Raw genomic sequence first — 21,602 nt, forward strand, 5'->3', positions numbered from 1 at the left:
CGGCGACCAATTATAATAACAGTATCATGATACTGTTATTATAATTGGTCGCCGCTAATTATTGTCGCCCTTTTCCTATCTGGATGCCCCTTGGGATTCGCTGCCATTTAATTTCGCACAATCAAAAAACCTATAAAATCATCTATTTAGTACAGCCGGAATTATCGGTCCTCGCAAACAAATGCACTCCAAACAAATCCGCGCCTCAATCCCTTTCCAAGGATGATCTTGCACTAATTTATATTTTTTTATCAATAAGTCTGCACCAATCCCTACCACCGGCTAACCGGCATGACTCCCAAATCGCGGAGCAAACCGTAAATGGGTAAATCATTCTGTAAATACAGTATAAAATATAAATAATATGTATTTATTTAGTATAATTAGGTATAATATACCTCACCCACTTTCGGTCAGAACAGGCTATCGCCTGCAATCCCGTGATGTGACCATCGAGAAGGATGCACAGAGCGAGGAGCGTTTTGCTGATGGAAGTATGGGGCAAACGCAGCTTTGACAGACTGCAAGAGCACCACGGGCGCCAGGTATCCCTTCGAGCCGCTGATTTCGCGCAGTGACCCCAAGCCGACCGATATTGCGTTCCCAGGATCGCAAGAGGCAGTTCAATCGCGTTCTGAGCGACCGTGACCTGAAACTTGATCGTGAGGGCAACCGGCGTTCCGCCTACAGCCTGCCTAACCCAGTTGCTGCCGAGGCTTACGCTGCCATCCGAGAGCAATCAGGCCCATGGTAAGATCTTACCATGGCAAATTCCTTGAACAAGATCGAAGCCTCAGCGTAATTGAGCACATCCCCAAGACATGGGCCCTGTCGCTATTGAGCAACGTGATCGTCGATCCAGTCGATCAGGACGTCCGCGACCCTGATATTCTCCTGGCCCTGCATGAACATGTGCGTGCTGCCCTTAATCCCGACATCGGGCAACGAGAGGAAGGTAATATCACCACCGGCTACCTTGATCTGCTCCATTTCCTTTTCGCAGGCCGAGGCTGGGTTGCTGCCCATATAATCGCCGATCAACACGAGAATGGGCACCTCGGCCAGCGCCTTGACCTGCTCGTCAGTCAGGTTGGAGAAGCAGCCGGTTTCAAGCTGAATAAGCCCCTTGATACCACCTTTACCCTTCAGGACTGCCTGAGTCGGAAATCCCGCCGACTGCGAGTGGCCTACCAGGATTGCACCCCCAAGATCCGCGGCCAAATCAGCAACGTTGGCGACCGTCGGGTTCTTCGTTTCAGGCTCAATCAACTCGCCCAGCAGGCTCGGCACCTGTGTCTCGATCATGTCAGGGATCACCTGCTTGGAAAATTCATTGATAGCCTCCACAGGGAACTGGATGTCCGGCCAGGCCTTGCCAAGTTCAGGACCGAACCTGAACACCTTCCAGGCCATGCTCGACGTGCCAAGAAAAACCTTCGGCTGCGCCTCAGGTGGCAGACTTTTGTTTTTCACCTGGTTGAAAATCGTACCGTTGAAGCCCGAACGTGCACGGCCCGTCTGTTCGGCAAGATAGGTGGGAAATCCCTGCCGCGTGAAATACTCGAACCAGCCCATGCGACCATCCGGCGTCGTCTCCCACTGCTTTGAAGAGAGGAGCCCGCCGTGCATGAAAACGATCGGAGGGTGCGTCGGCTTCAACGGGGTCTGGAACTGGACGTACATCTGATCAACGACAACACGCCTGCTTCGAAGCTCTCTCCGAAGATGTCTTTAAGGTCGCCCCAGCCGGCGCTCTCGGTCCTGACAGTCCGCCCACCGACGAAGAAACTACCCTGGCTCTGAAGCACAAGCGGCTCGGGAGAGGGCTTGATATCGGAGAGGGATTGAGCCGAGGCACCGGCTGTACCGAGCAGAATGGCAAGAACGGTTGCCTGTGTTTTGGCAAGAATATGCATCATAATCCTTCATGTGGAGCGATCATTTAATAACTGGCGAAATTAGCTGAGTGGTGCGAATTCACATGTCTCTCTTACCTTACTGGTGTACAACAGCTGTATCCTGAGGATAAACTAGGGAATTAGACACAAGGGATGTGAAGAAACGCACCATGGATCATTGGGATGAGTTGCGAATGTTCCTTGCTGTAGCAAAAGGCGGCACGGTGCGTGCGGCGGCTGAGCAGCTAAACCTCAACCACGCAACGGTGCTTCGGGGCGTTGCCCGTCTGGAGCAGCGGCTTAAGACCAAACTCTTCGAAAAGATGCCTTCCGGATACAGGCTGACGTCAGCGGGTGCCGACATTGTGGATCTTGCCGTGCAGATGTCGGAGGCATCCACAAAGATCGAGGGAAGGATTTTCGCTCGCGACCAGAGCGTATCTGGTCCGCTGCGCCTCACCCTCCCAGTCTCATTTGCGACCGATCTTTTGATGGAGACCCTGACGGAGTTCAGGTCCACTTATCCGGACATCGCGCTCGAAATCATCGGAACCGGCACGGTTGCCAACCTGAGCAACCGGGAAGCGGATGTGGCTCTGCGCGTCGTTCTTGGAAAAGGGTCGCCGCCGGAAAGCCTGTATGGAAGCAAGCTCTGCGGTTTCCACACGGCGTTTTACGAAAGCTCCAACAGACAAGACGGCTTTTCGTCGTCTCTGGCTTGGTTGCTTGGACCTGGCGAAGTCGCTCCCAGTGACTGGGTACCAGACGAGATTGAAATGGCCGCAACTCCTGTCCTCTTCTCCGAGATGCGCTCGAGGCTTCAAGCTACCCGCGCGGGTATGGGCATTACATCACTGCCCTGTTTTGTCGGCGACGCGGATTTGTCGCTGTCCCGCGTAGCGGGCAGTCCGGTCGTCCAAACAGGGGATGTTTGGCTACTGACTCATAGTGACACAAGGCAAACTCTGCGCGTACGACTACTGTGCGAACGAATACGCGACACCATGCGAACCGTCTCCGCTAGAGTCGAAGGCCATACGGATGAGAGCGCAAAGCTGCGCCGTCACAATTAGCCGCGATTGACCGTTCTTGAGGTCACTGCTGCCGTTGTAGCGTTGCGCCAACAGCGGCGGCGGCCGGCCCCGAGATCGATCTTCTACTCACCCCTCCAGGCAAAAAGCCTTGGGCAATAGAGATCAAGAGAAGCCTGTCGCCGAAACGCGAAAAACGGTTTCTCCTTGCTTGCGAGGATCTTCAGCCGCTAAAGCGCATTGTCATCTCGTAGTATATGACATCACGGTCACCACCCAAGACACCACCCACTCTGTAAGAGATCACCACAATGTCCTTATTAGCCGGTGAAAGCCGCTTCGGCGCATTTCGCCATCCTGCCTACCGGCAATTTTTCTCCGCGCGCTTCCTATCCGCCTTTGCAGTGCAGATCGTCAGCGTATCGGTCGGCTGGCAGATGTACGAGGTCACGGGCAACGCGTTCTATCTGGGCCTGATCGGGCTTTTTCAGTTCCTGCCATCGCTGCTTCTCATTCTAGTGACCGGAACGGTCGCAGACCGTTATAATCGCCGCATGATCATGTCACTTTGCCTACTCGTTGCCTGTGCCTGCGCGGCAGCGCTGCTGGGACTGACCCTGGCGCATGCCTTTACGCCGTCGCTCGTCTTTCTCATTCTCATCCTGTTCGGCATAGAGCGGGCATTCATGGGTCCGGCTGTACAGTCGCTTGCGCCGAATCTGGTGCCGGAAAGCGACCTGCCCAATGCGATTGCTTGGAATTCATCGTCATGGCAACTGGCGTCCATTCTCGGGCCGGTTGCCGGTGGCCTGCTCTATGGCGCAAGCCCGGTTGTATCCTATTCGGTCGCACTCACGCTGTTTGCGCTATCGGCTATCCTTGCATTCATGATCAGGAAGCCTGAGCAGCGGACACCACCACGCGCGGTGACGCTGGAAAGCATGCTGGCAGGCTTCCGGTTCATCTCTCATGAAAAGGTGGTGCTGGGCGCGATCTCTCTCGATCTTTTCGCCGTACTTCTGGGTGGCGCGGTCGCGCTAATGCCGATCTTCGCCAAGGAGGTGCTGACGCTTGGCCCGTGGGGGCTTGGCCTCTTGCGCGCGGCACCGGGCATTGGCGCGATCGTCGTCGCGATCTTTCTGGCCTTTCGTCCGATCCGCCACCACGCCGGCGTGATGATGTTTGCAGGCGTCGCCCTCTTCGGTGCCGCGACGATGGTCTTCGGGCTCTCAACTACGCCATCGGTGTCAATTGCTGCGCTGGTGGTGATGGGCGCAGCGGACATGGTGTCGGTCTATGTTCGTGAAACGCTGATCGCGCTGTGGACACCGGATGAGGTGCGTGGCCGTGTCAACGCCGTCAACATGGTCTTCGTCGGGGCTTCCAACGAACTTGGCGAATTCCGCGCGGGCAGCATGGCATCCGTTTTCGGCGCGGTGCACTCCGTCGTCATCGGAGGAATCGGCACCCTTATGATCGCAGCCATCTGGGCGGCGCGTTTTCCCAAGCTTCGGAAGGTCGATAGTCTCGAGCCGCCCAAAAAAACTCAAATGGGATGACCGGCGTGTCAACTTAATTTGGAGACCTATAAGTTCGATTAATAGACCCATTAGACAGGGTTGATTGAAGGAGTTATTGGGTTTATGATCCCATCAAAGGGATCAATAGATGCGTTTCACCATTCAAATTCATTTTGATGGAACGTGGCATGAAGCCGCCACGCTGGAACTCCGCGACGACACCGCTGGATATCACAGCGCGTCTATCGTTGACTACGATCTCGACTACTTTATCACACACGCATCGGCGGACTACGCGGCCGGAAACGCAGCGCGCGATTATCGCGCCCTTTCTGTGAAATATCCAGTCGATCTTCAAAATCGATACAGTACGACATGGCCACCATTCCTTCTTGATCTGATGCCCCAAGGGCATGCGCGAAGGAAGCTGGCAGAACACCTCGGACTGAACGAGGGTGCTCGCGGTTCTGACCTTCCGCTACTCCTCCGGTCAGCCACAGGCGGGATTGGCAATGTCCGGCTCAAAGAAGCGGTCGACATGGAATTGGCTCGGCTGAAAGCAGTGCAGCGCCAAGGCGTTACCGAAGCCGAAATACTTGATCGCTCAGAGCGGTTCATGGAGGTTGCAGACCGCTTCGCCATGCTCGCGTCGGGCTCAAGCGGCCTGCAAGGCGAATGGCCGAAAGTCTCGATGACTCAGGCGGCTGACGGTCTGTATTACCCCGACAGCTTCGTGACCGACGAGGAAGCCGTGCGCCACGTTATTGTCAAGCTTGTGCGTAGCAACGATCCAGCCGATCGGATCATTCTCGAAGGCGAAGCCCTATATTCGCAGATCGCTCAAAACATCGGGCTGAATGTCGCCGAACCATCCATCTATGCCGAGGGTGTACTAATTATCCCCCGATTTGACAGAGCGCGTAGCAGGACTGGAAATGTAGTGAGACTGGGCCAGGAAAGCCTTGTGTCCACGATCGGCGTGGCCGAGTTCGGATATATCGGGACGCACGAGGCCTATATCGACAGCCTCAGACAATATTGCACAGATCCTGTTGCGGACACGATTGAATACCTCAAGCGTGACATAGCCAACCTGGCACTCGGCAATCCGGATAACCACGGCCGGAATTCCGCTCTGACCAAATGTGAAGACGGCACGGTTAGGCTATCTCCACTTTTTGATTTCGCGCCAATGAAACTGGCAAGAGAAGGTATTATCCGCTCAACTCGATGGGCATTGATGCGAGATGCTGGCCGAGATCATCTTCCTGACTGGAAAGAAATCTGCGCTCTTCTTTTTCCAAACAACGACGATCGACAGTCCGTCGCCGGCGCGCTTTACGACTTCGCAGAACGTCTCCAACGAGTACCCCGTATTGCGAAGGACATGGGCGCGCCGCCTGATATTGTTGAACGCGCTATGAGCCGCTACGCGGAAATCGCGCAGAGCGTTCAGGATTCCCTATCAAAAGACTGAGCAAGGACGCGTCATGCCGCGGTGGAAAAAGCCAACCAAAGAAGAAGTACTTCAAAACCGCCATGATCTTGCTGAACGGGCACGTTCAGGCACGTTACGCCTGCCTGCTGCCGTTGCGGAAATTCGTAAGGGCCTCGGGCTGACCCAAGGAGAGTTTGCGACGATGTTGTCGATGACCAGACGCCAGGTCGCCGAGATTGAAAGTGGTACAGCAAATCCGACGCTTGAAACCCTTGAGAAAGTCGGGCGGCTGTTTGGCTTCAGCGTCGGTTTCGTACCCCGGGTTTAAACCGTCTTAGCCAGTAATCTAAGTCCAAAGCTTGACAAGGCAGGCTTTGACAGCAGACCCACAATCTCTCAACGATCCCTGCGCGTTCGCACGACCGCTGGGGATTGCGGTTACGCTCGCAGCGCCACGTCTCGAATATGAAGATCTGCGAGCTGAAGCGGTCAACGAGGCTCTTTTGCGACTAAGGTCCTGACCTAAGCGTTATTTGCGCACCATACACATCTTGCAGATCGTTCTGGCCAGGCTGACGATCACTCGACTGGTGTAGTAGCTTTGAGGTGTATCCGGTTTCGCGAGTCCCCTCGATGAGTGTGACGTCGGAATTATCGGGATTGACGGAGCGTTCAAACCAGTCAACCGGGTGCTGAAGGAAACTCATCTCGAAGGCACGATTGGTGACGCCGTGGCCGACAATCACCACATTGTCGTGGCCGTGGCGCGCCTCGTGCATAATGGTCTGCAGAAAAAGCCGCATCCGCTGCGCCACATCCGCACGGCTTTCGCCATCGGGCGGTCGGGCATAGAACTTGCCGCTGTTGCTGCGTAGCCTCGCCCATTTCTCAAACTCGTCGGGAAACTTCTGCTTGCGCTCAGCATGGTCATAGATTTCCGTGAAGAGGCCGAAATCTTGTTCCCGCAGGAGATAGTCCTCCCGGACCTTGTCGATGCGCTCGCCAGGCAAGGCCGCAAGTAAAGCGTCCTTGCTTTGACGCGTGCGCAAGAACGGTGAATACCATATGCGTATCGGTTTTGACCCCGGTTCGGTCAGTCCTGCAAGATAGGCTGCGATCACAGATCCAGCTTCACTGGCCTGGCGATATCCCCACTGCGTCAACGGGACATTGTGGTCGCCAAACTGACTGTAAGCCCGCTCGTCCAGATTACCCAGAGATTCGCCGTGACGAACAAGAAAGATGCGCATAAGCTATCCTGCTGCAAGGGTTTGGATGCCACCTCTCCCATGAACCTGTGTCGACAGATCGATGTATTGGTGGCCTTCACGACCCTCCATTATCATATGACCTATAAACAGAGAGACTGCAAAACGGCATAAGGTCAGGCAAATTGCTATGACCGCCCACCGGATCTAAACTTGGTGGCCCATCACGGAATTCCTGGCGCCGCCTTCAATAGACTGCCAATTCTCACCAAGGTTTCCGACTTCACCAATACATGATCTCCAAGCGTATATTTGGAGGTAGTATTAAGACTTTTGCGTATCTTTTAAAGCGAGCACTCTCATAGATTATGCTTTGGTCGTCCGGTAGACCGCACTGCGGCAGGCAACAAGCGCACAAGTCCTCAAAGGCTCCCTGACAGCGCGACGACCGCGGCGGGAGCAGAGTGCTCATTTGGTGTTAAAGCACCTGCACCTTTACTCAGCCCCACCGCCAACAACGCGTTTGCCTTGCTCGGTAAGAAAAAGGCGAGGAACCCCGTTCGAGGTGACCTCTCTTACGTAAGCTTCTCGCTCAAGATTGGTAACCGTTGAGGCCGATATACGGTTGTCGCCAACCAGCCAAACACGACCGGAACGCCGCTGGTAGCGATACTGATTTATCGCCGACAAGGTGCGGATTGCGGTCTTAGAAAGCTGCTTTTCACCAGACGTCGTCATGACGGCTCCTATGAATGTTCTTGCTACGTTCATGTGATGGCAGACCCATAAGCTTTCAAGTGCATGCCCGGTCATTCAGATTTAATTAAATATGTTCGCAAATACTGCTTAACAGGGATGATCGAAACGGGCGTGGACAAGTTGAGTAACCGATAGCTATTGGAGCCACACATGTCCCCGCGTACCGTGCTCGTCGTAGAAGACGATCTTCTGATCAGGTTGATATTGGTTGAGGCACTCCAGGACGACGGGTACGCTGTCGTCGAGGCCGCGAACGTTCTTGAAGCTGTCGCGGCAGTCGGACGCAATCCGTCTTTTGACGCATTAGTCACTGACGTCGACATGGGAGGTCACCTCACCGGCATCGATCTCGCCGGTATGGTGTCAGGCGTGTCTGCACGAACGCAGGTCATTGTCGTGTCGGGTCGCGATGTAACCGCCGACGTCGCGCCAGAGTGGGTCTTCATGCCAAAGCCATACAGCTTGGATCAGCTGCTAGGCTTATTGGATAAAGCTCAACGTGTGGCAAACGAGACGCTTGAGATGGCGCAAGCAGTGTGAACGTGGAATAACGACGCTCTATGACAGCAGTTCTCGGCATTGATGCAGCATGGACGTTTACTGAGCCAAGTGGCGTAGCTCTGGTAAAACATGACGGCGTTGATTGGCGACTTGTTCGGGTCGCAGCGTCTTACCAGGCGTTTCTTGCTGATCAGGATTTGGAAGTGGGTAGACATCGCGGTTCGAAGCCCGACCCGAATGCTCTCCTTTCGAAGACGGCCGACCTCACCGCGTCGCCAGTCAGTGTCGTTGCAATCGACATGCCTTTGTCGACTGACCCCATTACTGGACGACGCGTTTCCGATAACGCGATTTCTTCATTCTATGGATCGAGGCATGCCGGTACGCATACGCCAAGCCAGAGCCGGCCCGGAAAGCTCAGTGACGACCTGACCTTGGGTTTTGCACGAGCAGGCTATCCCCTCCTGACATCCGGAGCGTCTTTTCCTGCTCTCATCGAAGTCTATCCGCATCCGGCTCTGATCGAACTGGCAAAGCAAACCGAAGGCTTCCTTACAAGCACGCGAAATCTCGTAAATACTGGCCAGAGGACAGCCTTATAGATCGTCGGCACAAGCTCTTAAGTGTCTGGACCGACATCGTCAGATTGCTGGACCATCACATCGAGGGCGTGGCATCCGCTCTGCCTTTACCAAACCCGTCCTCGCGAGGCTATGAACTGAAAGCCTTCGAGGATTGCTTGGATGCAGTCGTATGCGCCTGGGTCGGCACATGTGTTCTGGGCGGGACCGCTACAGCGTATGGCGACGATACTTCGGCCATCTGGGTGCCAATAGCTGCAAAATAGCCGTACCGATCTCTCTTGGTGCCAACGGTGCTAAATCCCATATCATCACGACAAAGACGCCCGACCATTAATCTACAGACCAAATTCAAAAAGAGGACGCTCAAATGGCTTACAAGTCGAGGCCGGGAGAGGTTTGCCTGTTCGAAAATGAAAAAGCCGGACACGACACCGCTCCTGACCACCGCGGGTATTTCATCGCAGACCGCGACATAAAGGCAGGAGAAAAGGTCGAGTTCGCGCTGTGGGCTGGACGAGCAGATAGCCCGCGTTCATTTGCCGGCCGCCTGTCCGCGCAGAAGAGTTCGCCTGAGCCTTCACCAGTTGATCTGTTTGGGAACCCGATTGAAGCCTCTGGGTGAGTTTCGCGATCCAATCATGCCGTCGCCTGGAGCGCGTGCTGTAAAGAACTGACAATTCGTCCAGGATCAATCGGTGATAGTAGACAGAGACGTTTCTACATCGAACGTAGCGGCGTCAAACAGCCTCGCCGGGCAATCTGCCAACGAATACAGGAACAATGATCTGAATCAGGAACAAAGCCTCTGACGGACCGGGTGACTTTCCATCGGCGGCAAAGCCGGTGCCACACGTCGCGAACGTGCCAACTATCGGCAAGACCCAAAGACCAAGCCGGCCGGAATTCACCTTTATTTTCATTCGATGGAAGCCCCGCTCATTTCTGGCGATAAAACGGCGAGATATTTGAATGTTTGACCGAGAGGATCGGAGGCTGTGAACCAGAACCGTTAGTTTCAACCCGGTGATCCAACTCCGCTACAAAGTCATCTCCGACGCTCGCGTCAGCGTCACAGAAAACCTTAAGCCGGACGCAACGGCCAAATGGCCCGGCAATCTGGGTCCTCCAGCTAATCCTCACCCGTCACTTCTTCTTCATCAGCAAGACGTCCCCCGTCCGCGAAAAGAGCGAAAAAATTCATTATGCTTGTCTTGAAAAAGCGATCGGTTCAAAAGCGACCAGTCTCTGCGCCTTCATCCCAAGATACCGAACAGGCGCTTCGACGTGAGCGGGATCCTAAAGCTAGGCGGCACATCGACTACGAGCGAGCGCCGAAACTAACGATCTCCTCAGAATGCAAATGAGGACCGAAATGACATCACATCGACTTTCCAAACCCCTGATCCGCTCGCTAGCCCTTGCCGCATCCCTGATCCTGCTCTCGGCCTGCGATGACAGCACGTCGACCCAATCAGGCCAGACCAACGAAGAGCAAACGGCAAGCGAGCAAGCAGATATCCAAAAGTACAATGCTTATGTGGAGGTCGCCAATTCGGTTCAACGCTCTTACGCTGAGGATCTGGCAACTTACCAAACCGCCGTAAAGCCCGTGCTTGACGGCAAGAAGAAGGAGGACAATCTTCTCTTCCCGTCTTCATCGCCAATGAGCCGGATTAAGGAAAACCTGGACAAGGCACGCGCGATGAAGCCCGATATGCCCGAACTCGACGGGCCAGCAAAAGCCTATTCCGATGCATTGGCAAACGCAGTCCCGCTTGATCGCAACATGGCCAACTACATCGAGGCCAAAACCTATCTGAGCGACAAGGGCGCGCATGGCCGCGATACACAGCCCGGTTATATCGCCGCTATGGAAGAACTGGCCACCGCCCAGGCAAGCTACAACAATGCCATAGAGGCGAAGGACCGCGCCCGCATCAAATCCGCCTTCGACAACACGGAAAAAGACACGCTCGCCTATTTCCGGATTGGAATGGTCTATCACATCAAGGACAGCATGGATCTCGCCTCCGGCTTCTTGAGCGGAACTGGGCTTGGCGACAAAAAAGAAGCCTTGAAGGCGTCGCTTGACCAGTTCAATACTATGGCAACCGGTTATGACAATAAAATCAGACAGCAAAGCAACGAGGGTTGCTCGGCCATCATGTCAAGAGCCAACGCCTATCTCTCGTCCGGAAGGCAGATCATCAGCAGGACAGAGGACGGCTCCTACGAAAAGGATAAGCAGCAACGCTCCCAGTTCCAGATGATGCAATCGCGGGAGCAGCAGGATGCCAACTCGCTGCTGCAAGACTACAACAATATGATCAGCCGACTGAACATGAACCAGTGCTAAGCCCGAGACGATCGATAGTGTCGCGGATGACTTGCTGATCTGATGGCTGATTTCCCTAAGTCTGCATTCCATGTTGTTGCGGCGTCGGATGCAGACCAGGTCATGATCTTGTAAATTGGGATGAGAGCCTGATCCCAGAATACTTCGACCGCCTCGATATCCGAGCGGGCTCGCCAGGGATCATTCCCAGTTGCTCCAGATCTACCGATAAGCGGGGCCTGCGGTCATGCGCTGCGGTGGTCTGTGATATTGACTCAGCCCGCGCAGCCGCGTGTGCCTTGCAGAAGTCCCTCCTCTACAACTGTTCTTTTCAACGCCATGCTTCGCGTTGGAGGGGCTACCCGGGAATCTCAAACGAAAGATAGTGCTGAATCGTCGGCGCAAAGAGCGAGGTGATCGTGTCCGGCGACATCGTAGCAAGTGGCTTAAGCTCCAATATATATCGCCCAAGCGCCAGACCAAGCATCTGTGATGCAACGAGTGCTGCTCTCGTACTCGGCTGATCGACGCCGGACCGATCGATTGCAGCGCATAACTGCTTTTCGAAAATCTGGCTTAACTCTTCCCGTGCGCCCGTGTGGCTGATCGCTGCACGCAGGAGCGCTTGCAACTGCCCGTCGCTGAGCGCACCTTCCCACCGATCGAGAAAATGCTTGACCAGCAACTCCCCCATCCCCTCGAACGCGACACCACCTAAGCCGGGCAATTGCAGGTCGATCCTGGCAGCCGCTGCAAACAGGCCCTCTTTGTTGCCATAGTAGCGAATGACCATTGCAGGTGCCACGCCAGCGCCGGACGCAACGGTGCGTATCGTCGTTTTCTCGAAACCGAACTGAGAAAAGCATTCGCGTGCTGTTGCCAGAATGCGATCTCTCGTGGGTTGGGACCTGAGGGTTTTGGGTTTGTTGCTCGACTGATTCATGAGCCTACCCTGCCATCAGCGATCACTTTATGCAAACACATGTTTACATCCTAGACTTTCCATGCAAACATCTGTTTACATTTTCGAGCGAGGTGTAGCCGTATGTCAGCCGATATGTCTCCAATCCTGATCATCGGCGCTGGGCCAACCGGCCTGTCTCTGGCGATTGCCCTAAGGCAGCGAGGCGCTCGTGTAATCGTCATCGACCGGCAACCTCATGGCGCAAATACATCGCGCGCCGCCGTTATCCACGCGCGGACCCTGCAGGTCCTCGAACAACTTGGCGTCACGGCAAAATTGCTTGAGGAGGGCATCATCGTGCCGAAGTTTCGCGTTCGCGATCGTGACCGGCTGCTACTCGACATAGACTTTGGTGAACTGCCAGGACGCTATCCATTCACGCTTATGCTGCCACAGGAGCAAACCGAAGCCATTCTGCGCGCTCGTCTGCAAGAGGTCGGCGTTGAGGTACAGTGGGCGACCGAACTCGACATTGTCGCCCAACAAGGGGATCGGCTTGTCGCGCATTTGAAGAGTGCGGCCGGAAACATCGACATGCATGCTTCATGGGTGGTCGGATGCGATGGACTTCATAGCAAAGTCAGAGAGGAAGCCGAGATACCATTCGTCGGTGGCACGTATCGGCAAGAGTTTGTTCTTGCTGATGTCGACATGGACTGGCCGCTCGCCCGCTCCGAGGTCGATCTTTTCTTTGCCCCGCGAGGACTGATGGTGGTGGCGCCTCTGCCGCATGGCCGTTATCGAATTGTTGCGACCGCCAGCAAACCACCAGAACAACCCGACATGTCGTTCATTCAGAGACTGCTTGATGAACGCGGTACATCCAGTGAGCCTGGCCGCATCAACAATGTCATCTGGAGCTCACGTTTCCATGTTCATCACAGGTTGGCAGCCAACGTCATTTCCGGCAACATCATCCTGTGCGGCGACGCCGCGCATGTTCATAGTCCTGCTGGCGGCCAAGGCATGAATACCGGCATTCAGGATGCCGTTTCGCTTGCCGACCCACTCCTCCATGCGATGAACGGAGATCGCACCCCGCTTTTGGCCTGGGCTGATGCTCGACAGAAGGTTGCACGTTCTGTTGTCCGGCTTACCGATCGCATGACAAGACTTGCTACGCTTCGATCGCCCGCCGCCTGTACGGTCCGAAACGGGATCGTGAACACGATCCGCCGCATACCATCGGCACGAAATGCAATCGCCCGGCGGATCGCGGGCCTCGACTACTAGAACGCATAAGCCAGCATCCTGATCGAAATCTGGTGTTATGTCTTTCCCCGCGAGACGTCCTCGTCCAGCTTCTGGATATGCTCGTCGCAGACAACCTTTACCAATTCCAGGAGATGGTCAGTTCGCTCCCCTAGCCAGACCAGAGCCTCTTCGCTGATCTCGAAATGTTTAGAATACCGAGCTTTAACATAGGCTTCGTTGATCGTGTTAAACCAGGCTCTCTGCCGATGGTGATCGCGTGGAAAGGCTTCCACAAGGCGCAGGTCCTGCTCTTCGGCAAGCGATCGCAGGAACTTCACGTTGTGAGATGGCGGGGCGTAATTAGTGAGCGTCAACAGTACACAAGTGTAGGCCTGCTCAATCGTCTGATGTAGGTCAAACGCCGCCAAGTCAACGTTTCCTCTAGTGATGTGAAAAGACGCTCCCTCCGAAAACTGCTTTAGAAGCCGCCCCCTACTTTCGAACGACTCCCTAGCAACTTGAAGCCGCTCATCAGCCGTCAACAGCTTCGGCTCAGCGAGCGGTTCGTCGTCCAGCTCGTAGAGAACGATCCCTTCCTTGCGGATATCCGAGAAGAAGTAGTGGCCTTTCTTGAGCTCCGTGTTCACCTCGCGCAGTGAATGCACAATGAACTGCGTCGGCGTTTCGATGAAGCTGTCACGAATGATCCGGTCGGCGGCCTTGTACCAGTAGGTAGCATGATCCGTCAGCTTGCGATTGTTGACGATCACCAGCAAATCGAAATCCGAGCGATAGCCCTTCATCGTATGCGGTTCATCGACAAAGGTGCCGCGGGCATAGGAACCGAACAGGATGATTTTGAGAATGCGCCCGCGCTTCTTGAAGTCAGCGGTGCCTTCGTTCAACGCATCCTCGAACTCCTCGTGCAAGATCTCCAGCGCACGGGCGAGCTCTCGCTGCTTTCTATGCGGGATATGATCGAGGGAGGATTTCATCATGGGAACGGGGTCTGACTGGCTTCCGATTATCGCTGCGATCTCATCGCGCTGGTGGTATCTGTGGACCTTATACGCTTCGCAACATTCATCAAATGGCAAAAGTGCTAGTCAACTTTTAGAGGTCGGGATCCGACAGGCAGAAAGATGATGATACCGACTGCCACGCGGCTCTCGTTTTGTCGTTGATCGTCGAACGTCTTGATCGACTATGGGCCGTTTCCCTTTTATCGTGGGAGCAAGACGCGCGCCTATCCTGCCGCTCACTTCGGCGCTATGGGAGAGCGCGTTCCCGTCAGGACAGGCTCAATCATCGCCCTCCATCTTCCGTCGCAGTGGCTGCCCGTTCTCGTTGCTTGCTGAAGCGCGTTGACGTGCAATGCCAGTCGCTTTCTCTTCGCCTGTATCGTTCTTAAATCCGCTCGAACAATCCTTTGAACTCCTTATCCTCGTAGTACCGGATCTTGTTGAGTTTTGCTGGATAGTGACCCTGCAGAAGAAGGATCATCCTGTCGTCCGGCAGTCGCATAATCTCGTCGGCATTGATCAGGTTGCGAGCTGCAATATGCTGAGAGTTCGTCTGCTTGCCCTCACCATAAGACGCCGTCATGTAATGCGCGTCGCGCTTGCCGATCGAGCGTGCGACAAGCTCGGCGGTCTCGATGTCATTCACACCAAACACCTGCATTACGCCGGCATTGGCAAGGAAGGTGTTGGCACCTTTGCCGTAAAGCGAACGAAGCTGATGAATGTCCTGCAGGATCGGCCAAAGCTGCACGCCATATCGCGCCATCAGCCCCATGGCACGCTCGACAGCTTGAAGTCGCCCAAGGCTCGCAAACTCGTCGAGCAGAAAAAGAACGGACTTGTTTAAGGGAGCGACTTTCTTCTGCTTGCCGAGTGTCGTATCGGCCACTTCTGGCGGGATGCTGCTCTCGAATGGTGATGCGCCGGTGCGCGTCGTCACCATCTCCGTCAGGCTCAAGCTGATCATCAATCGCAGCCACCGTGCATAAGGTCGCAAGCCTGTCGGGCGGAAGTACCAGGAATACTGACTGCGTCCTCTGCTTCAGATCGATGAACTGGAAATCTGATCGCTCCATCACCCGCTTCATGCGCGGACTGTCGGGGAAGTGTGTGTGCCGCTGCGCCGATGACAAGACGCCCGATGCCTCGCGATCGGACTTGCCCAGATGCCGGTTGGCGGCACGTGCTATCAGACCGTCACAACCTTTGCTCTCCTGCATCCGTGTCAGTAGGTCCTCGCATCGTTACGATGTCTTTTGCACTTGCCCAGCGTGCCGTGCCGAACACGGATTGCACCGGCACCTCGAAGACGAATGCTCCCATGAACCCGAGCACCCCGAAGACGAGCGGCAGGTGTTTTGCCACGACCAGCAGGACCTGACTGATCAGTCCCTGCTCCGCGCCCAGGGCCCAATGGATCACCAAGTCGAGGAAGATGATCGTGCCCGCATTCACCCAGCCGATCGCTGCACAGATGGCTCCCAGAAATGGTGCAGTCACAACCGCCTTCACAAAGCCCCAGGCCGTCATGACTGTACGGTGCCTCCGTCGTCGTTCGCAGAGCGTTGCGCGTCACCTCGAATTGTCAGTGCAGCCTCATCGACGGAGCCGTCCAGTCCAGTGCCTCTCGGGGACTGTGCTGACGTGTTGGTGTCATTCTGTGGCCACAACAGATCGACAAACAGAAGCCGATCAGCATCGCGGCCGAGGTAGGCCGCAAACTCGTGAACTAGCCATTGTCTGAGGTTTGGTTGCCCGTCCCGATCGTTGAATGGGAACCGATCTCCGTCCTGCTCCAGCCGTTCCAGAAGGAAGGATCCGAGCAGCATCCTGCGCCGTGTCGTCTCCGCCCGCTGCTGCTTCTCCAGCCGCGATTGCAGCGCCTTCTTCTGCTCTTCCAGTTGTCTGATCCGTTGTTCGATGGGTTTGCGCATCCCTGCTCTCCCTCTTGGTTGTGGGTCAAAGCACGGCATTTAAGGAAACCCCTCTCCAATTGGCCACTGGCATTTGTGCTAGTTGAATACCGACCTCCCCACAGCTACCCCCGGTTAAGGCACAAGGGCGCACTTACGAGTTGCTGCGTTCCTCACCCAGCTGGTTGTCAGGACCGCGAAAGGACAGGTGGCGGTGGCGATTTACCATCTAAGCAGCAAGCCAGTTTCCAGATCAGGTGGTCGCAGTGCCGTCGCGGCAATCGCCTACCGCACTGCAAGTCTTCTGAAAAATGAGCGCGATGGTCTCACCCATGATTTTACCGCCAAGAAAGGCGTCGACCACTGCGAGATCGTTCTACCCGACGATGTCGACGCAGACTGGGCGCTGGATCGGTCAGCTCTTTGGAACGCAGCAGAGGCAGCAGAAAAACGATGCGATGCGCGCGTGGCCCGCGAGTTCGAGATTGCCCTTCCCCATGAGCTCAGTGAGCAGGAGCGTCTGTCGCTGACGCGTGCCTTCGCACAGGATCTCGCCAACCACTATGGCGCCGCCATCGACTTTGCCATCCATGTGCCCCAAGGCAAAAGCGATACCCGCAATATCCACGCCCATCTGATGATGACCACGCGGGTAGTGACGTCTGGTGGCCTTGGCGACAAAACACTGATCGAGCGCGAGAACAAATGGCTGCTCGCCCATGATCTGCCCACTTCTCACCTGCAGATGCGCGATATCCGCCAGACCTTTGCAGAGCATGCGAACCGACATTTGATGCGCGCTGGCCTTGATGCGCGGATCGATCATCGCTCACATCTGGAGCGCGGCCTGTCGATCGAGCCAACCGAACATATGGGCGTGCATGCCAGCCAGATGCAACGACGCGGTCTCGATGTGTCGCGCACCCGGCTGGAGGAGCAGGCAGCAAAGCGAAACGCTACGCTCATCCGACGCAAACCCGACGAAGTCCTGCGGTTTATCACTGACGAAAAAAGTGTGTTTACCCGTCACGATATCGCCCGAACGCTCCATCGCTACATCAACGACAATCACAGCTTCCAACACGCGCTTGCTGCCGTCATGGCCTCACCGCAACTGGTCGAGTTGCAGCCCGGGCAGGACGACGAACTGGCGCGTTATTCGACACGCGAGATGGTCGCAATCGAGCATGCCATGGCAGCCAGTGCGCTGCGGATGGCAGAGCGCAATGGCCGTGGTGTCAGAGCAGATCGTGTCAACGATGCGCTTGATCATCAGGATGCCCTCTTGAATGGCAGCAAGCTCAGTGACGAGCAACGGACAGCTGTGCGTCACATCACCTCAAGCCAGCAGATCGCCGCCGTGATCGGCTTTGCCGGTGCGGGCAAATCCACCATGCTGGCGGCTGCACGCGATGCCTGGGAAGCGCAAGGTTATCGTGTCTATGGAGCTGCGCTTGCCGGCAAGGCAGCCGAAGGCTTGACGCAATCATCCGGCATTGCTGCTCGCACATTGGCATCATGGGAGTATGGCTGGAACAGTGGAAAAAACCTGCTTGGCCACGGCGACATCTTCGTCATCGATGAGGCCGGCATGGTGGGGAGCCGTGAGCTCGCGCGGATCGTCAGGCAAGTCGAAGCGCGTGGTGCCAAGCTCGTTCTGGTCGGCGATCACGAGCAGCTTCAAGCCATCGGTGCCGGCTCGCCGTTTCGCGCAATTGCCGAGCGCGTCGGATCGGTCGAACTAACAGAGATCCGCCGGCAGACACAGGACTGGCAGCGGCAGGCATCGGTGGCGTTCGCCACCCACCGCACCGGTGATGGACTGACAGCTTACGCTGAACAGGGAAGCGTTGTGTTTGCCGATGACCGGGAGATGGCGCGCGAAAAACTCGTGGCTGACTATCTTGCCGATATCAACCAGCATCCATCAGCATCCCGCATTGCCCTGGCCCATCGCCGCATCGATGTTCGCGCTCTCAATGATGGGATCAGACAAGCGCTTCAGGCCAAAGCGCAGCTGGCGAAGGGCAGCGGTCTGGGCGTCGGCGACGATAAAGCGTCGACCGTGAACGTCGCGAGGGGTTCCGGCGACAAACGTGACCGTGAGATCGTCTATCAGACCGTCAATGGCAAGCGCTCCTTTGCGCCCGGCGACCGTATTCTTCTTCTGGAAAACAACCGTCATCTCGGCGTCAAAAACGGCATGCTGGGAACAGTCGAGGCCGTCGAGCCGGACGCAATACAATTGCGGCTCGACGGGGCTGCCAGCGGGCAAAACAACGCCCGTGTTCTCTTCCTACCCGTCAAAGATTACCAAAGCTTTGATCACGGCTACGCCACCACCATTCACAAATCCCAAGGTGCCACCGTCGACCGGTCCTTCGTCATGGCATCCTCAACCATGGACCGGCATCTCGCCTATGTCGCCATGACCCGCCATCGTCATGAGGCAAAGCTCTATGCCGGTCGCGATGAGCTGACCGACATGAAGGAGGTGGTGGCCAGCATGAGCCGGTCCGGTGCCAAGGAAACAACGCTCGATTATACCAACGTCTTTGCCGAGCGGCGCGGGCTGACACTAAAGGTGAACGACACAGATCAGATGAAACTTGAAGTCACGACAACTGTGGCGCATGCCGTCCAGCACCTCACCGGGCGGCCGGTGGGCCAGACGCAGGATCGGCCGCATGATCGCAGGCAGGCTGACGAGGAGCCAGCCCTTGATCTGGCCGGCCCTGCTTTCAACGCCCTCGACGCCGCGTACGGTCTGGAACACGATCAAGTCGATCAGGGTGCGCGCCTCGTTGTCCCCGCAGACGTTCCCGCCCCGCTCATTCCAGCCGTTCGTCTCTACGATCGCACCGTCGAAGACATCGCCCGTGAAAAAGCAAAGCCGTCTCTGCAGCAGGACATGCAGGCCGCCCGCTCGGTCGCTCGTCAGGTCTACCGCGATCCTGAACAGGCGGCAGCAACGCTCAGTGCCGCAATCGCAGACAAAGGCATTGACGGGCAAGTCCTTGCCAGTTCGCTCATCGAGACCCCTGAGCAGTTCGGAGCCTTGCGCGGCAAGTCTGGCCTTCTCGGTGACAACAAGGAGCGCAAGCTTGCCCGTCACTTCACCCAGGCGCTTGGCAGCCACGTGGCATCTGCCGCCCAAACCTGGCAGCGTCGCCTGGAGGCAGAGCGCAAGTCAGAAATCTGGAAACGTGAGCGCCAGGACATTGTCGAAGTCCCAGGCCTGACAGAACGCAGCCAAGCCCTTCTTCAGCAGTTTGACAGTCTGGCGCATGAAGACAGGCCGACATTCCTGGCGCATCTTCGCGCCACGCCAGAGGGCAAGCAGGCGATCACCGAAGCACAGACAATCGCAAGTGCTCTCGATCAGCGCTTTGGTAGCGCCGCCCTACGCAACCTGAAACCAGACCAATTAAGGCTAGGACCCGAAATCAACCTAAAACTCGAGCACATCAAGCACGTTGCCCGTCTCGTTGAGCGCGCTCAACGTGCAGAGCTTATCCACCAACACGAGCTCAAGCAGTCCTTGTCGAGAAGTCTGAGCCTGAAACTATAACGTCATCAAGCCAAACGGTCGATACTATCGACAGCCGTTGCAAGCCCAGCCTTAGCGCCTAAAAATCAGCATTGATCGCTGACTCACCTAGTGTCGAGACGATAGTCTTCCAAAGGTTGACCCTTCACAACACGATCGTACACTCGATCAATATCGAGTGGCGTACTGATAACCCCTACTCAAAGGACGCCATCGACGATAACTCAATGCGCCGAGCTGTCGGGTGAGATTGCTTCACACAGTTTAATCAACGCAGGGCGTCAAATCTCTCATGACCCCCCATAGAGCTCGGATCAGCAACGTGGGGAATCATGGGCAAGACGAAATTCAAAGAGACCTTTTAGATCGCCGAGACAATCAAACAGCTGGCAACGCCAGGCACGAAACAAAAGGCACTCATCGACGCCGTCAAAGAACGGTAACGGACGAGCATATCGACATGCTGAATGTGAAGGCGCGGAATTAACAATGAGCAAGGCCGGATACTGGCACAGAATGTATATGAAGGCGTGACGGCTTCACGACGATGCTGCGAAGATAGCCAAGGTTTCGCCATGGCTATCTTCGTCTGTTTTCAGTCGGGAGAATTCTTGTTGTTACCCTATTGAGGTCAGGAGAGCTTCGCTGCGATTTTCGCCACGTGAGCGCCCTGGAATTTGGCAGCGTCAAGTTCGACCTGCGACGGCATGCGAGAACCGTCGCCGTCTGTAATCGTGGACGCGCCGTATGGCGAGCCGCCCTTAACTTCCTCGACGCCCATTTGCCCCTGGAATGCGTAGGGAAGTCCCACGACTACCATGCCGTGGTGTAGGAGTGTTGGAATGAAGCCGAGGATAGTGGATTCCTGCCCGCCGTGCTGTGTGGCCGACGACGTAAACACCGATCCGACTTTGCCAACCAGCTTCCCCTGCGCCCACAGGCCACCGGTCTGGTCCCAGAAGTTGCGCATCTGGGAGGCAACAGTTCCAAAACGAGTCCCGCAGCCGATGATGATTGCGTCGTACTCAGTCAGCTCATCGGCAGCAGCTATTGGGGCCGGTTGATCAAGCTTGAAGTGCGAAGACTTGGCGAGGTCTTCAGGAACGAGTTCAGGAACCCGTTTAACGACAGCCTCGGAGCCTGCGGAACGCACACCTTCGGCGACGGCGTTTGCCATCGTTTCGATGTGACCGTACGCGGAGTAGTAGAGAACTAGAACCTTGGACATATGATTTCCCTTCGAAAAGAATGGCTGTTCACGGATATGGATACAGATGTTTGTGGCTACTTCTAGCCACCTCAACGGAGACACATCGTTCAATGTACAAGCGTGAGGCTCGATCACGGTTAATAGACGGGGTGGATCGTTATGCCAGGCTAGGGTGCGACGACCGTTTCGCTACAGGCGGCGGTCTCCACCCGTAAGGCAACCTGAAGAGTTCGGCCCAGCGAGGAACATGTCCATACCGCAACTGCGCATCGACATGCTGAAGCTGAAGGCGCGCAATTTTCAGTAAAAAAGGTCCCAAAGCTTCACGTTGCCGAGGTGAAATGCATAACGACAGTGAGTCTATCTCTCGTGACCCTGATCTCTGGGCTTACTATAGAGGCGTCGTGCTTGACTAATCAACAGCGCGGAGACCACCAGTCATCGTATTTCTCTGAGTCGCTAAAATCGTCTCGTC

Annotated in this window: 19 protein-coding genes and 1 pseudogene; 10 read left to right on the forward strand and 10 right to left on the reverse strand. The window is 55.8% G+C overall.

Translation table 11 applies throughout. The features are described from left to right. Positions 1–834: 834 nt before the first annotated feature. Both QRN85_RS23220 and QRN85_RS23225 read right to left on the reverse strand, forming a co-directional pair. Entirely contained in the window at positions 835–1,629 is a 795-nt protein-coding gene (locus QRN85_RS23220; protein WP_284760312.1) for an alpha/beta hydrolase family protein, read from the reverse strand. Between the two features lie 26 nt (positions 1,630–1,655). Then, a complete protein-coding gene (locus QRN85_RS23225) occupies positions 1,656–1,919 on the reverse strand; it encodes a hypothetical protein (RefSeq protein ID WP_284760314.1) in 264 nt (87 codons plus the stop codon). Between the two features lie 149 nt (positions 1,920–2,068). On the opposite strand from QRN85_RS23225, the gene QRN85_RS23230 reads away from it, so the two are divergent. From QRN85_RS23230 to QRN85_RS23245, 4 genes are all read left to right on the forward strand, one after another. Then, positions 2,069–2,971, forward strand: a complete 903-nt coding sequence (locus QRN85_RS23230) for a LysR family transcriptional regulator (RefSeq protein WP_112960839.1) — start codon at positions 2,069–2,071, stop codon at positions 2,969–2,971. A 269-nt stretch (positions 2,972–3,240) separates the two neighbouring features. Beyond that, positions 3,241–4,488, forward strand: coding sequence for an MFS transporter (locus QRN85_RS23235; RefSeq protein WP_284760316.1), 1,248 nt, complete (start codon positions 3,241–3,243; stop codon positions 4,486–4,488). 109 nt (positions 4,489–4,597) lie between these two features. Next, the gene (locus tag QRN85_RS23240) at positions 4,598–5,926 is read left to right on the forward strand and encodes a type II toxin-antitoxin system HipA family toxin (protein WP_284760317.1); all 1,329 of its coding nucleotides are present in this window, start codon (positions 4,598–4,600) and stop codon (positions 5,924–5,926) included. A gap of 13 nt (positions 5,927–5,939) precedes the next feature. Continuing rightward, positions 5,940–6,215: a helix-turn-helix transcriptional regulator gene (locus tag QRN85_RS23245; RefSeq protein ID WP_284760318.1), complete on the forward strand. Its 276-nt coding sequence runs from the start codon at positions 5,940–5,942 to the stop codon at positions 6,213–6,215. 181 nt (positions 6,216–6,396) lie between these two features. On the opposite strand, the gene QRN85_RS23250 is transcribed toward QRN85_RS23245, so the two are convergent. Next, the gene (locus QRN85_RS23250; protein WP_284760319.1) at positions 6,397–7,137 is read right to left on the reverse strand and encodes a histidine phosphatase family protein; all 741 of its coding nucleotides are present in this window, start codon (positions 7,135–7,137) and stop codon (positions 6,397–6,399) included. A gap of 453 nt (positions 7,138–7,590) precedes the next feature. Next, entirely contained in the window at positions 7,591–7,833 is a 243-nt protein-coding gene (locus tag QRN85_RS23255; protein ID WP_284760320.1) for a hypothetical protein, read from the reverse strand. Positions 7,834–8,004: 171 nt separating this feature from the next. Between QRN85_RS23255 and QRN85_RS23260 the strand changes: the two genes are divergently transcribed. The 4 genes from QRN85_RS23260 (at position 8,005) to QRN85_RS23275 (ending at position 11,295) form a co-directional block, all read left to right on the forward strand. Continuing rightward, positions 8,005–8,394: a response regulator gene (locus QRN85_RS23260; protein WP_082469625.1), complete on the forward strand. Its 390-nt coding sequence runs from the start codon at positions 8,005–8,007 to the stop codon at positions 8,392–8,394. 20 nt (positions 8,395–8,414) lie between these two features. Then, positions 8,415–8,957 carry a DUF429 domain-containing protein gene (locus QRN85_RS23265; protein WP_284760321.1) on the forward strand — a complete coding sequence of 181 codons (543 nt, stop codon included), beginning with the start codon at positions 8,415–8,417 and terminating at the stop codon, positions 8,955–8,957. Next, positions 8,954–9,202, forward strand: a complete 249-nt coding sequence (locus tag QRN85_RS23270; protein ID WP_284760361.1) for a DUF429 domain-containing protein — start codon at positions 8,954–8,956, stop codon at positions 9,200–9,202. Before QRN85_RS23265 ends, QRN85_RS23270 begins: the two co-directional genes overlap by 4 nt. A 1,109-nt stretch (positions 9,203–10,311) precedes the next feature. Continuing rightward, a complete protein-coding gene (locus QRN85_RS23275) occupies positions 10,312–11,295 on the forward strand; it encodes a YiiG family protein (protein ID WP_284760322.1) in 984 nt (327 codons plus the stop codon). 337 nt (positions 11,296–11,632) lie between these two features. Here QRN85_RS23275 and QRN85_RS23280 read toward each other — a convergent pair whose 3' ends face one another. Beyond that, positions 11,633–12,217: a TetR/AcrR family transcriptional regulator gene (locus QRN85_RS23280; protein ID WP_113100775.1), complete on the reverse strand. Its 585-nt coding sequence runs from the start codon at positions 12,215–12,217 to the stop codon at positions 11,633–11,635. 102 nt (positions 12,218–12,319) lie between these two features. On the opposite strand from QRN85_RS23280, the gene QRN85_RS23285 reads away from it, so the two are divergent. After that, on the forward strand, positions 12,320–13,471 hold the full coding sequence (locus tag QRN85_RS23285) for an FAD-dependent oxidoreductase (protein WP_062585711.1): 1,152 nt from the start codon (positions 12,320–12,322) through the stop codon (positions 13,469–13,471). 35 nt (positions 13,472–13,506) lie between these two features. Here QRN85_RS23285 and QRN85_RS23290 read toward each other — a convergent pair whose 3' ends face one another. From QRN85_RS23290 to QRN85_RS23305, 4 genes and pseudogenes are all read right to left on the reverse strand, one after another. Next, a complete protein-coding gene (locus QRN85_RS23290) occupies positions 13,507–14,430 on the reverse strand; it encodes a nucleotidyltransferase and HEPN domain-containing protein (protein ID WP_284760323.1) in 924 nt (307 codons plus the stop codon). A 409-nt stretch (positions 14,431–14,839) separates the two neighbouring features. After that, positions 14,840–15,686, reverse strand: a pseudogene (locus QRN85_RS23295) (type IV secretory system conjugative DNA transfer family protein); the annotation flags it as partial. Next, positions 15,652–15,984, reverse strand: a complete 333-nt coding sequence (locus QRN85_RS23300; RefSeq protein ID WP_284760324.1) for a hypothetical protein — start codon at positions 15,982–15,984, stop codon at positions 15,652–15,654. The pseudogene QRN85_RS23295 and the gene QRN85_RS23300, both read right to left, overlap by 35 nt. Beyond that, positions 15,981–16,388 (reverse strand): mobilization protein, encoded by a 408-nt coding sequence (locus QRN85_RS23305; RefSeq protein WP_284760325.1) that lies wholly within the window; start codon positions 16,386–16,388, stop codon positions 15,981–15,983. The genes QRN85_RS23300 and QRN85_RS23305 overlap by 4 nt, the downstream gene beginning before the upstream one ends. A gap of 193 nt (positions 16,389–16,581) precedes the next feature. Here QRN85_RS23305 and traA point away from each other — a divergent pair, with 193 nt between their 5' ends. After that, positions 16,582–19,938 (forward strand): Ti-type conjugative transfer relaxase TraA, encoded by a 3,357-nt coding sequence (traA, locus tag QRN85_RS23310; RefSeq protein ID WP_284760326.1) that lies wholly within the window; start codon positions 16,582–16,584, stop codon positions 19,936–19,938. 610 nt (positions 19,939–20,548) lie between these two features. Here the strand turns inward: traA and wrbA are convergent. After that, the gene (gene wrbA / locus QRN85_RS23315) at positions 20,549–21,145 is read right to left on the reverse strand and encodes an NAD(P)H:quinone oxidoreductase type IV (protein ID WP_113098916.1); all 597 of its coding nucleotides are present in this window, start codon (positions 21,143–21,145) and stop codon (positions 20,549–20,551) included. Positions 21,146–21,602: the final 457 nt, after the last annotated feature.

It is taken from the genome of Agrobacterium sp. fls2-241-TYG-188a, assembly GCF_030209845.1.